Origin of the sequence: Streptomyces sp. NBC_01707 (genome assembly GCF_041438805.1) — a bacterium.
Classification (GTDB): Bacteria; Actinomycetota; Actinomycetes; order Streptomycetales; family Streptomycetaceae; genus Streptomyces.
In genome coordinates this window covers 1,364,673-1,376,945 of the sequence record NZ_CP109190.1, presented here as the reverse complement: position 1 = coordinate 1,376,945, position 12,273 = coordinate 1,364,673, and the positions used below count along the sequence as shown (strand labels likewise).

Here is a 12,273-nt window from a genome sequence, read left to right as displayed (position 1 = left end):
CCGGTTCGAGACGGTGAGCCGCTGCCTGCTCACGTCCGCCCTGGCGTCGAGTGAGGCGGGGCTGCCAAGGCGCCTCCTCCCGGCCCGGTGTCGCCGCCGCACGCGGTGAACGTGAGGGCGAGGACGGCCGCTGCCGCGGCCATGGGAACATGACGGTCGGTACGCGTAACACGCCACTCCCTTGTGGTGAAGACCAGCGGCCGGATCGGAGTCTCACACTGTTGGCGTGTACCGAGTAAGACAACAGGACAGGAATAACTCCTGTCCGGCGCACGGGAGTTCCTGCCAACGGCCCACCCGGATACACAGGAGCGGGCAGCGGCGGCCGTGGGACGACCTGACCGGTCAGGTTTTCTTGCGTGCCGTCATCGCGCGTTGGATCAGTATGAACGCGCACAGCAGCACACCGGTGGCGATCTTCGTCCACCATGAGCTGAGCGTGCCCTCGAACTGGATGATGGTCTTGATCAGGCCCAGGACGAGCACACCGAAGACGGTACCCAGCACATAGCCGGAGCCGCCCGTCAGCAGGGTGCCGCCGATCACGACGGCGGCGATCGCGTCGAGTTCCATGCCGGTGGCATGCAACGGGTCACCGGACTGGATGTACAGGGTGAACAGCAGACCGGCCAGCGCCGAGCAGAAGCCACTCGCGGTGTACACGGCGATCTTCGTGCCGCCCTGCGGGAGACCCATCAGCATGGCCGACTGCTCGTTGCCTCCGATGGCGTACACCCGGCGCCCGAAGCGTGTGTAGTGCAGGACGTAGAACGCCACGGCGAGGACGACCAGCGCGACGATCGCGCCGATCGACAGGAAGCCCATCCCCAGCGGCACCTGTGCCTGGGCCATGCTGGTCACCGAGGAGTCGCCGATGGAGATCGACTCCTTGCTGATGACCAGGCACAGGCCGCGGAAGAGGAAGAGGCCGGCGAGGGTCACGATGAAGGGCTGGATCTCGAAGTTGTGGATCACATAGCCCATCAGGAAACCGGCGAGGGCGCCCACGGCCAGCGCCATGGGGATCACGGCCAGGAGCGGCAGCCCCTGGCGCTCCACCAACCACGCCGTGAACATTGTCGTAAACCCGATCATCGAACCAACGGACAGGTCGATGCCGCCGGACAGGATGACGAAGGTGACACCGACGGCGGCGACCAGCAGATAGCCGTTGTCGATGAACAGGTTCATGAAGACTTGCGGTTCGGCGAACCCGTAGTTCTGGTACCGGCTCAGGCTCGCGATGTACATCACGAGGAAGAGCAGGGCCGTCGCCAGTACGGGCATGCGCCTGTCGCCGAGCAGACGCACGGCCTTGGACGTGGTACGGCTGTTCGGGGCTGAGGGGCTTTGGGTGGTCGTGCTCGTCATGACACCTCCATCTTGGGAGCGGCCTCGGCCGCCGCGGCGGTGTCCGCCGGGGCCGCGGCCGGCTTGGCGCTTCCCTTCGCACCTGACCTGGCGCCGAATTTGGCACCGAAGGCCTTGGCGCGGAATTTCGGGGACTGCAACAGACAGACGACGATGACGACGGCGGCCTTGAAGACCAGGTTGGTCTGGGGCGGCACGCCAATGGTGTAGATCGTGGTGGTCAGGGTCTGGATGACGAGGGCGCCGACGACCGTGCCACCGATGGAGAACCGGCCGCCAAGGAGTGACGTGCCGCCGATCACCACGGCGAGGATCGCGTCGAGTTCGATCCATAGGCCGGCGTTGTTGCCGTCCGCGGCCGAGGTGTTGGAGCTGATCATCAGGCCGGCGCTGCCCGCGCACAGCGCGCAGAACGCGTACACCATGATCTTGATGCGCCGGGACCTGATGCCCACCAGGCGGCTGGCCTCGGCGTTGCCGCCGACCGACTCGACCAGCAGCCCGAGCGCCGTGCGGCGGGTCAGCGCCACGGTGACGGCCACTACCACGGCCACCACGAAGATGGAGAAGGGCAGTGCCAGCCAGTAGCCGCCACCGATCAGCTTGTACGGCGCGCTGTTGATGGTGATGATCTGGCCGTTGGTGATCAGCTGGGCCACGCCGCGTCCGGCGACCATGATCATCAGCGTGGCGATGATCGGCTGGATGCCCATCCTGGCGACCAGGAAGCCGTTCCACAGGCCGCAGACGGCCGCGGCCAGCAGGCCCAGGCCCATGGCGAGCAGCACCCCGGAAAGGGCGCTTTGGTCGGCCTGGTCGCTGATGTACGAGCAGGCCAGTGCTCCGGTGATGGCGACCACGGCGCCGACGGAGAGGTCGATGCCGCCGGTGGCGATGACCAGGGTCATGCCGACCGCCACCAGGATGAGGGGTGAGCCGAACAGCACGATCGAGACGAGGCTGCCGTAGAGGTGGCCGTCCGTCATCCGCACGGAGAAGAAGTCGGGGGTGAAGGGAACGTTGACGAGCAGCAGGAAGACCAGGACCGCTACCGGCCAGAGCAGGTGGTGTTGGGTCAGCGCTTGCCATCGGGAAGAGGTGGTCACTGGTTCTCTCCGCTCGCGATGGTCTCCAGGATTTGGCTTGTGGTGATCTCGGGCCCGTTGGCGATCTGCGCCACCAGCCGACGGTCGCGCAGCACTCCGATGGTGTGACTGAGCCGGAGTACTTCCTCCAGCTCGGCCGCGATGTACAGCACCGACATGCCGTCCTCGGAGAGTGAGACGACGAGCTTCTGGATCTCCGCCTTCGCTCCGATGTCGATGCCGCGCGTCGGCTCGTCCAGGATCAGCAGCTTCGGCTGGGTTATCAGCCAGCGGGCCAGCAGCACCTTCTGCTGGTTGCCGCCGCTGAGCTGGCCGACCGTGGCCTCGGGGTTGGCGGGGCGGATGTCCAGCGCCTTGATGTACTTGGAGACGAGTTCGTCGCGCTGGGAGACCGGGATGGGCCGGGTCCACCCACGTGAGGCCTGCAGGGCCAGGATGATGTTCTCCCGCACCGTCAGATCGGGCACCAGGCCCTCGCTCTTGCGGTTCTCGGAGCAGAACGCGACACCGGCGCCGATCGCGTCGTTCGGGGCGCTCATCGAGACATGCTTGCCGCCGATGGACACCTTGCCGCTGTCCGGCTGATCGGCGCCGAAGAGCAGTCGGGCGAGTTCGGTCCGGCCCGATCCGAGCAGGCCTGCGAGCCCGATCACCTCGCCCTTCTTGATCTCCAGGTCGAATGGGGCGATGCCGCCGGTCCTGCCGAGGCCGTCCGCCTGGAGCAGCGTCTCGCCGACGTCGGAGTGCAACTGGTGGTCGTGGAGCTCCTCCAGCTGGTCCAGAGCCTTGCCGAGCATGAGCTGGACGAGCCCGACCTGATCGAGGTCGCGCACCATGTGCTCACCGACGAGGGTGCCGTTGCGCAGTACGGTCATCCGGTCGCAGACCTCGTAGATCTGGTCGAGGAAATGCGAGACGAACAGGATCGCGACGCCCTCGTCCTTCAACCGCCCCATCAGGGCGAACAGTTCGAGGACTTCGTCCCGGTCGAGGCTGGAGGTCGGCTCGTCGAGGATCAGCACCTTGGTTCCCGATCCCTCCCCTTCGCTGTCGCCAGGGCCCACTGACCGTACGATCGCGACCAGTTGCTGCACGGCCAGCGGGTACGAGGACAGGGGGGCGGTGACGTCGATGTCGAGGCCGAGCCGCTCCACCAGCTCTGCCGCCTCCTGACGCAGCCGTTTCCACTGGATGCGGCCCATGCGGGTCGGTTCGCGCCCAATGAAGATGTTTTCCGCGACCGACAGGTTCGGGCAGAGGTTGACCTCCTGGTAGACCGTCCTGATGCCGGCGTGCTGGGCCTGCAGCGGGCTGCCGAACCGCACGGACCTGCCTTCCAGCGTGATCGTGCCGCCGTCCAAGGAGTAGACCCCCGTCAGCACCTTGATGAGGGTGGACTTGCCGGCGCCGTTCTCGCCTATCAGGGCGTGGATCTCCCCTGGGAAGAGCCGGAAGTCGACGTCCGACAGAGCCCGTACCCCCGGAAACTCTTTGACTATGCCCGTCATGTCCAGGACGGGCCGTGGCTCTGCCATGGCAGCGCTCCTTGTGAGATTGGTTCAGGCTCGCAGGGAGCCCCGGGCCGATGGCTCGGTCGGCCGGGGGCTCCCTGCCGGTGGGTTCGGTCGGTCAGTACTTGCGGTTTGGGAGCGCGGCCTTGGCCTGGTCCTGCATGAAGTCGCTCTCCTCGGTCTTGATCCAGCGTTCGACCGTCTCGCCGTCCTTGACCTTCTTCACGATGTCCATCAGCTGGGGACCGAGCAGCGGGTTGCACTCGACAATGGCGTTGATCTTGCCCTCGGACATGGCCACGAAGCCGTCCTTCACGCCGTCGATCGAGACGATCAGGATGTCCTTGCCGGGCTTCTTGCCGGCGGCCTCGATGGACTGGATGGCGCCGATGGCCATGTCGTCGTTGTGCGCGAAGAGCACGTTGATGTCCGGGTTGGACTGCAGGAAGGCCGCCATGACCTGCTTGCCGCCGGCGCGTGTGAAATCACCGGTCTGGCTGACGACGATCGTCCAGTCGTCCTTGTGCTCCGCCTCCATGACCTCCTTGAAGCCCTTGGCGCGCTCGATCGCCGGGGCGGCGCCCGTGGTGCCCTCCAGCTGTGCGATCCTCACGGCGCCCTTGTGGCCGGTCTTCTCGAGGACCTTCTCCAGGATCTTGGCCGCGCGCCTGCCCTCGTCCGTGAAGTCCGAGCCGACCAGCGTGACGTACAGGGAGTCGTCGGAGGTCTCGACAGAGCGGTCGGTGAGGACGACCGGGATGTTCTTCGCCTTGGCCTCCTTCAGCACAGCGTCCCAGCCGGTGACGACCACCGGCGAGAACGCTATGACGTCCACCTTCTGGGCGATGAAGCTACGGATCGCGGAGATCTGGTTCTCCTGCTTCTGCTGGGCGTCGGAGAACTTGAGGGTGTAGCCCGCCTCCTTGGCCGCTTCCTTGACCGAGTCGGTGTTGGCGGTGCGCCAGCCGCTCTCCGAGCCGACCTGGGAGAAGCCCAGGCTGATCGCCTTGCTGCCGCCCCCGGAGGAGGAGCTGTCGGAGCCGCTGTCATCCTTGGCGCAGGCCGCCAGGCCGCCCGCGGCCGCCACACCGACCGCCGCGGTGAGGAAGTTCCGTCTGTTGATCATGTTCTTCTCCTTTGAAGAGTCGGCCCGGGGATGGACCCGCTGGTACTCGACGGACCGTCCGCACTGCGTCCAGCCTGTCGATCATTGTTCGATATATCGAACGCGCTGATGGGCGGACTTCAGCCGGTTGATGCCGAGTTAGGCGGGAGCGCCCTTCGATTGCGGGGTGTACGGGCATGTACTGGCGCGGAGGACGAATTGGGGTTCGATGGAGATCCGGGGTGTCCCGGCGGGTGCCCGGCCCTCAATGAGATCCAGGAGCAGGGCGATGCTGCGCTTGCCGACGGTCGCGAAGTCCTGCCGGACCGTGGTGAGCGGCGGGGCGAAGAACTCCGACTCCGGGATGTCGTCGAAGCCGACCACGGCGACGTCCTGGGGAGTTCGCACGCCCGCCTCCCGTAGGGCGCGCAACACCCCCAGTGCCATCTGATCGTTGGCGACGAAGACCGCCGTCAGTCCCCGGCCCACCAAGCCGGCCAATTCCTGGCCGGCGCGGTAGCCGGAGAGCGGACTCCAGTCACCGTGCAGCACCAACGGCGGCTCGATGCCCGCTGCTTCGAGGGTCGCCCGCCAGCCCGCCGCCCGGTCGGCGGACTCCTGCCAGTCCTCGGGTCCGGCGAGGTGCCAGACGTTGCGGTGGCCGGCCGCCAGCAGATGACCGGTTGCGAGCGTCGCGCCCTTGTGGTGGTCCACGGTGACGCACGGTCTGTCCACTCCGGGTCCGCACCCGACGGTGACCACCGGGAACGGGTGACGCAGTCCGGAGAGGGCGTCCACCGCCGACCGCTGTGGGGCGATGGCGACCACCCCCTCAACACCGCCGTCGCTGAGGTGGTCCAGGGCCTCGAGGAGTGTCTGGACGGTCAGTTCGCGCAGGTTGACCGTGGAGACCAGATATCCCCGGGCGCGGGCCGCCTCCTCGAGCGCGAAGAGGGTACTGGCCGGGCCGTAGAGGGTGGTGTCGGAGGCGACGACGCCCAGGGTGCGGGTGCGCCGGGTGGCCAGGGCCCGTGCGGAGTGGTTGCGACGGTAGCCCATCTCCTCGATCACGCGCATTACTTTGGCTCGGGTCTCGTCCCGCACGTTGGGGTGGTCCCCCAGGACGCGGGACACGGTCTGGTGTGACACGCCCGCCTGGCGGGCGACGTCGGCCATGGTGGGCGGTCGGAGCTGTGCTGATGCCACGGCCGCACCTTCTTGGCGGTCGTCTGCCGATAAGACCTGTGTCGTGGGCGGCTGCCTCCGCGTGTCCGGGTTCACGACCACCCCTGCGGTGGCCGGTTCGCCCGGCGGCTCCGTAATTCGGCCAGGCTTTCGGCCGCACATGGCGCCGGCCGAGGAGACGGGGCGGGGTCCTGCGGACACGACGGTCACACCTCCTTGGATGTCACTGGCGCCGCCGACTAGGGACTAGCTGAATACGGACGTCATTGTGAGCGCTCACAATTCATGGCGGTCAAGAGGGCTGCGGCGGGAAGTTGTCACGTTTGCGTAACGTGGCGCGAGGGTGTGAGTCGAGGGACGGGTGCGCGCGGCGGCGTGCCCTATCGGCGCAAAGACCCCGGGCCAACGGGGTTGACGGCCCCGCAGGACAGCCCTATTTTCAGAACCGAAACTTCGAACTGTGTGCGAAATACCGGTAGTTGACGCCCGCAAGAACCTCAGCTGGAAGACTCATGTCGAGGCGCTCACCGAGCACCTGTGCTCATTGACAAGCAGTGTTGCCACGACCTCTTGAACCTGGGCTCGCTGCCGCGGTCTGAGTGGAAGTCACGCCCTTGGCATCGCCGCCGCGGGTGGCGACGGCCATGTAGAGGGCAGCGACGACCAGGCAGTTTTCGTTCGGATCATCTGATGTGCCGTTGACAGATACGCAGTGAGCAAGGATCGAGCCGTTACTTCCGGACCGGGCGTCGGCGCGGGGTGGCCGGTGGAGGGACCACCGGGAGGTGATCGACGCGATCGCCTTCAAGTTTCAGACCGGAACCCAGGGGGTCCATCTCCCGGAGAGATACGGCAACTGGCGAGGCGTCCACAACCGCCTGCGGATGTGGGCCGTCGACGGCACCTGGGAGCACGTGTTAACCGGGCTCATGGCCGAGGCCGACGCCGAGGGAGACCTCGACTGGACGGTGTCGGTGGACTCGACAATCGTGCGCGCTCACCAGCACGCGGCCGGGGCCCGTAAAAATGGGCTCCGACCGACGAACCTGGTGATCACGCCATCGGCCGGTCCCGCGGCGGACTGGCCACCAACATTCACCTGGCGTCCGACGCCCACTGCCGGCCCCTAGAACATGGCGCTTTGCCGACCGAACACACCGAGATACGGCAGATCCGCGGGCGGACGCGATCGGAACACCAGCCGGGCCGTGTTGGGACGCGTGGCCGAGCGGTCGGTGGCACCGGGGTCCCGGTGGGTGGGCCGAGGGTGGACAACGCGTCGGCACCGCAACGACTGGAGTGGCGCATCGTCTCGGGTTGCTCGGCGACGACTCACACCGGCAGGCCCGCCACGAGGACGCGGAGAGTCCGTCGGTGTGAGGGGCATCAGACAGCGCGTGACGTCGCCGCTTTGCTGCTGCCGCGATGGTGTCCAGGATGACGGAAGTGATGAGTGGCGGGTCGTCGCTCATGGGCATGGGCCCGCAGCCGAGCAGTGTCACGTGATCGGCCTGGGGAATCCGCTCGCGGGCCTGAATGGTGCGGACCTGCGTCTCGTGGTCGACGCGGACCAGGCCGAACCGTTTCCCGTAGCCGTGGGCCCACTCGAAGTACGGCATCAGGGACCAGGCCGACCGGCGGGGCGGGCCGGTTGGCCGGCCCCGCCTCTTTCAGCGCAGCTCCCCCCGGAACGCCAACGGAGTCGTCCCGGTGTGCTGATGGAAGAACTTCGAGAAATTGGCCGCGTCGGGAAAGCCCACGGATGCGCCGATCCGGCCGATCGGCATATCCGTGTGGGCGAGTAGGCGCTTGGCCTCGAGGACGACGCGCTTGTCGATGAAGCCCTTGGGGGTGTTGCCGGTGGCCGCCCCCACCGCGCGGACGAGGGTGCGTCGGGAGTAGCCGAGGGCGTCCGCGTACGCGCTGACGCTGTGGTTGGTGGCGAAGCCCTCCTCGACCGCGTCCCGGAAGCGGCTGAAGGTGGTGTCGGTCTGCTCGAGTGCCGTCTTGGCGGAGATCGCCGTGAGGTGGGCCAGGCGGAGCAGGAACGCGGTCAGGGAGTGCCGGAGCACTGCGGTGTGGAGGCTGAGGGGCAGCGTGGTCGTGTCGACGTACTCGCGCTCCAGGTGGGCGAGGGAGTGCTCGAGGGCGGCCAGCTGGTTCGCGTCCGGGCGCAGGAGCGGGGGCTGGTCATAGCGGTACAGGCCCGTCGCCTCGACAGTCGCCCGGGGCAGGAAGCCCGGCTGCATGGTCAGGACGGTGCCGCGGTACCCGGCCGGGCGGGAGAAGCGGTGCACCTGGCCTGGGCGGATCCAGAGGAGATCGCCGGCGGAGGCCTCGTACTCGGCGAAGTCGATCATGTGTCTGATGGGGCCGCCGCGGAACAGCATCACCACGTGGAAGTCGACGCGGTGCACGCGCTCCAACGGCGCGTCCGCATGCCAGGGCCGACCGGGTTCCATGGATTCGACCTGCATACCTACGCCGCAGACGCTCAGGTTCGTGGGGAAGGGAAAGGTCTTGATCTCTCCACTTCCTTGGGTCGTTCTGTCCGTCATGTCCTTCTCGCGTCGGCTCGGTCCGCACTCGTTGTCCCACTTTCACCAAAGGCTGACACAGGGGCACCTGGCCCGGCAAAAGTCATACTTTTAGGTTTGAACGCGTCAGAGCAGTTGACCTGTTCCTATCGAGGACTTCTTGAAGATGAGCACGCAGACACCCGAGAGCTTCCCTGACGGATTCGAGTGGACCGAACTCGACCGGCGTGCCGTCGACACCGCCCGCCTTCTGGCGGCCGATGCCGTACAGCAGGTCGGAAACGGCCACCCGGGCACCGCGATGAGTCTGGCGCCGGCCGCGTACACCCTCTTTCAGAAGGTGATGCGCCACGACCCGGCCGACCCGGAGTGGACCGGCCGAGACCGCTTCGTCCTCTCCCCGGGTCACACCTCGCTGACCCTGTACACCCAGCTCTTCCTCTCCGGGTACGAGCTGGAACTGGACGATCTGAAGGCGTTCCGGACGCACGGTTCGAAAACGCCCGGTCACCCTGAGTACGGGCACACGGCGGGTGTCGAGACGACCACCGGACCGCTCGGCCAGGGTGTCGCGAACGCCGTGGGCATGGCGATGGCGGCACGCTACGAGCGCGGCCTGTTCGATCCCGAGGCGCCGGAGGGCGAGTCCCCCTTCGACCACACCATCTGGGCGATCGTCTCGGACGGCGACCTGGAGGAGGGCATCTCCGCCGAGGCCTCGTCCCTTGCGGGTCACCAGAAGCTCGGCAACCTCGTCTTCGTCTACGACGACAACCACATCTCCATCGAGGGCGACACGGCCACCGCCTTCTCCGAGGACGTCATGAAGCGGTACGAGGCGTACGGCTGGCACGTCCAGCGGGTCGAGCCCTCGGCCGATGGTGACATCGACGTCCGAGCGTTGTACGGGGCGCTGACCGCCGCCCGCGCCGAGACCGGGCGCCCCTCGATCATCGTGATGCGCACGATCATCGCGTGGCCTGCCCCGAACGCGCAGAACACCGAGGCCTCGCACGGATCGGCGCTCGGCGCCGAGGAGATCGCGGCTACCAAGCGGGTCCTGGGCTTCGACCCGGAGCAGTCCTTCCAGGTGGAGCCCGAGGTACTGGCCCACGCCCGCGAGGCCCTCGACCGAGGAGTCGAGGCGCACGCGGCCTGGGACAAGCAGATCGCCGAGTGGCGCACGGCCGACCCCGAGCACGCCAAGCTGTTCGACCGCGTCGTCACGGGCCAGCTGCCCGACGACTGGGAAGCTGCTCTGCCGCAGTTCGAGGCGGGCACATCCGTCGCGACCCGTGCCGCGTCCGGCAAGGTGCTGCAGGCGCTCGGCAGTGTGATCCCCGAGCTGTGGGGCGGTTCCGCCGACCTCGCCGGCTCGAACAACACCACGATCGACAGCACCAGCTCCTTCCTACCGAAGGGCAACCCGCTTCCGGCGGCTGACCCCTACGGCCGCACGGTCCACTTCGGCATCCGCGAACACTCGATGGCCGCCGAGATGAACGGCATCGCACTGCACGGCAACACCCGCATCTACGGCGGCACCTTCCTGGTGTTCTCCGACTACATGCGCAACGCCGTGCGTCTGTCCGCGCTGATGGAGCTGCCGGTCACGTACGTCTGGACGCACGACTCGATCGGTCTCGGCGAGGACGGCCCGACCCACCAGCCGGTCGAGCACCTGGCCTCGTTGCGGGCCATCCCCGGACTCAACATCGTCCGCCCTGCCGACGCCAACGAGACCTCTATCGCCTGGGCCGAGATCCTCAGGCGGCACGCCACGAACCCTGCGCCGCACGGCCTCGCGCTGACCCGCCAGGGTGTGCCGACATACGAGGCAAACCCAGAGGCGGTGAAGGGGGGTTACATCCTGCGCGACTCCTCCGCCGAGACCCCAGACGTCATCCTCATCGCCACCGGCTCCGAGGTGCAGCTCGCCGTCGCGGCGCGTGAACAGCTCGAGGCCGAGGGGGTTGCCACGCGCGTGGTGTCGATGCCGTCGGTCGAGTGGTTCGAGGAGCAGTCCGCGGAGTACCGCGCGAGTGTGCTCCCGGCGTCCGTGAAGGCCCGTGTGGCGGTCGAGGCAGGAATCGGCCTGACCTGGTACCGGTACGTCGGTGACGCCGGACGCATCGTTTCCCTGGAGCACTTCGGCGCCTCCGCCGACGCCAAGACCCTGTTCGCCGAGTACGGCTTCACCGCCGAGAACGTCGCCTCCGCCGCGCGGGAATCTCTCGCCGCCGCGCGTGGTTGATCAGGCCGCCAGAAAGAGAAGAGTCACTGTGAGCAAGACCGCTGAACCCCTCAAGTCCCTCGCCCGGGAGGGCGTTTCCATCTGGCTGGACGATCTGTCCCGCAAGCGGATCGCATCCGGCAACCTCGCCGAACTCATCGAGCGGAAGCACGTGGTGGGCGTCACCACCAACCCTTCCATATTCCAGGCCGCCATCGGCTCCGGCGAGGGGTACGAGGAGCAGCTGGCCGACCTCGCCCTTCGCGGCGTCACGGTCGACGAGGCCGTCCGCATGATGACCACCGCCGACGTCCGCTCCGCTGCCGACATCCTGCGGCCCGTGTACGAGGCGACCCGCGGCCGTGACGGCCGGGTCTCCATCGAGGTCGACCCGCGCCTCGCGCACGACACCGCGGCGACCGTCGCCGAGGCCAAGCAGCTCGAATGGCTGGTCGACCGTCCGAACGTGATGATCAAGATCCCGGCGACGAAGGCCGGCCTCCCGGCGATCACCGAGGTCATCGGCCTCGGTATCAGCGTCAACGTCACGCTGATCTTCTCGCTGGAGCGCTACCGCGAGGTCATGGACGCGTACCTGGCGGGCCTGGAGAAGGCGCTGGCGGCGGGCATCGACCTGGCCACGGTCCACTCCGTCGCCTCGTTCTTCGTCTCCCGCGTCGACAGCGAGATCGACAAGCGCCTTGCGAAGGTCGGCACCGACGAGGCGCTCGCACTCAAGGGCAGGGCCGCGCTCGCCAACGCCCGTCTCGCATACGAGGCGTACGAGGGCGTCTTCGTCGCCGACCGCTGGACCGCGCTCGCCACCGCGAACGCCAACAAGCAGCGTCCTCTGTGGGCCTCGACGGGGGTCAAGGACGCCGCGTACAAGGACACCCTGTACGTCGACGAACTGGTCGCGCCCGGCACGGTCAACACCATGCCGGAGGCGACCCTCGACGCCACCGCCGAACACGGTGACATCCACGGCGACTCGGTGACCGGCGGCTACGCCCAGGCCCGCTCCGATCTTGCGGCCGTCGAGCGGCTCGGGATCTCGTACGACGAGGTCGTGAAGCAATTGGAGGACGAGGGAGTGTCGAAGTTCGAGGCGGCCTGGGAAGACCTGCTGGGTGTGGTCGCGACGTCGCTGAACGGCAAGGGAGTTGAGGGGGAATGAGTGAGCGCGAGACGCCTCCCGGTGGAGCCGCGCAGGTCGCGCCCGCCG

The 12,273-nt window shown here is 67.5% G+C and carries 9 protein-coding genes and 1 pseudogene; 3 read left to right on the top strand and 7 right to left on the bottom strand.

Going from position 1 to position 12,273, the window contains the following annotated elements; genetic code table 11:
• Positions 1-345: 345 nt before the first annotated feature.
• The 5 genes from yjfF to OG963_RS06455 form a co-directional block, all read right to left on the bottom strand.
• On the bottom strand, positions 346-1,371 hold the full coding sequence (gene yjfF / locus OG963_RS06475; RefSeq protein ID WP_362276432.1) for a galactofuranose ABC transporter, permease protein YjfF: 1,026 nt from the start codon (positions 1,369-1,371) through the stop codon (positions 346-348).
• Positions 1,368-2,477, bottom strand: a complete 1,110-nt coding sequence (locus tag OG963_RS06470) for an ABC transporter permease (RefSeq protein ID WP_093929094.1) — start codon at positions 2,475-2,477, stop codon at positions 1,368-1,370. The genes yjfF and OG963_RS06470 overlap by 4 nt, the downstream gene beginning before the upstream one ends.
• Positions 2,474-4,012 carry a sugar ABC transporter ATP-binding protein gene (locus OG963_RS06465; protein ID WP_319738367.1) on the bottom strand — a complete coding sequence of 513 codons (1,539 nt, stop codon included), beginning with the start codon at positions 4,010-4,012 and terminating at the stop codon, positions 2,474-2,476. The genes OG963_RS06470 and OG963_RS06465 overlap by 4 nt, the downstream gene beginning before the upstream one ends.
• A 94-nt stretch (positions 4,013-4,106) precedes the next feature.
• The gene (locus tag OG963_RS06460; protein WP_093770514.1) at positions 4,107-5,114 is read right to left on the bottom strand and encodes an ABC transporter substrate-binding protein; all 1,008 of its coding nucleotides are present in this window, start codon (positions 5,112-5,114) and stop codon (positions 4,107-4,109) included.
• Positions 5,115-5,252: 138 nt separating this feature from the next.
• The gene (locus OG963_RS06455) at positions 5,253-6,299 is read right to left on the bottom strand and encodes a LacI family DNA-binding transcriptional regulator (protein WP_371798635.1); all 1,047 of its coding nucleotides are present in this window, start codon (positions 6,297-6,299) and stop codon (positions 5,253-5,255) included.
• Positions 6,300-7,000: 701 nt separating this feature from the next.
• Here OG963_RS06455 and OG963_RS06450 point away from each other — a divergent pair.
• Entirely contained in the window at positions 7,001-7,408 is a 408-nt protein-coding gene (locus OG963_RS06450) for a transposase (RefSeq protein ID WP_371800271.1), read from the top strand.
• Between the two features lie 402 nt (positions 7,409-7,810).
• Here OG963_RS06450 and OG963_RS06445 read toward each other — a convergent pair.
• Positions 7,811-7,909: pseudogene (locus OG963_RS06445) on the bottom strand (family 1 glycosylhydrolase); the annotation flags it as partial.
• A gap of 39 nt (positions 7,910-7,948) precedes the next feature.
• Positions 7,949-8,836: an AraC family transcriptional regulator gene (locus OG963_RS06440; protein ID WP_093770520.1), complete on the bottom strand. Its 888-nt coding sequence runs from the start codon at positions 8,834-8,836 to the stop codon at positions 7,949-7,951.
• Positions 8,837-8,981: 145 nt separating this feature from the next.
• Here OG963_RS06440 and tkt point away from each other — a divergent pair, with 145 nt between their 5' ends.
• Both tkt and tal read left to right on the top strand, forming a co-directional pair.
• Positions 8,982-11,069, top strand: coding sequence for a transketolase (gene tkt / locus OG963_RS06435; protein ID WP_371798634.1), 2,088 nt, complete (start codon positions 8,982-8,984; stop codon positions 11,067-11,069).
• Between the two features lie 28 nt (positions 11,070-11,097).
• Positions 11,098-12,225, top strand: a complete 1,128-nt coding sequence (gene tal / locus OG963_RS06430) for a transaldolase (RefSeq protein WP_371798633.1) — start codon at positions 11,098-11,100, stop codon at positions 12,223-12,225.
• The last annotated feature ends 48 nt before the right edge of the window (positions 12,226-12,273 follow it).

Bases quoted from the DNA above. Each gene is read 5' to 3' on its own strand.
- OG963_RS06460 (WP_093770514.1), bottom strand. From the start codon at position 5,114: ATGATCAACAGACGGAACTTCCTCACCGCGGCGGTCGGTGTGGCGGCC.
- yjfF (WP_362276432.1), bottom strand. From the start codon at position 1,371: ATGACGAGCACGACCACCCAAAGCCCCTCAGCCCCGAACAGCCGTACC.
- OG963_RS06465 (WP_319738367.1), bottom strand. From the start codon at position 4,012: ATGGCAGAGCCACGGCCCGTCCTGGACATGACGGGCATAGTCAAAGAG.
- OG963_RS06440 (WP_093770520.1), bottom strand. From the start codon at position 8,836: ATGACGGACAGAACGACCCAAGGAAGTGGAGAGATCAAGACCTTTCCC.
- tkt (WP_371798634.1), top strand. From the start codon at position 8,982: ATGAGCACGCAGACACCCGAGAGCTTCCCTGACGGATTCGAGTGGACC.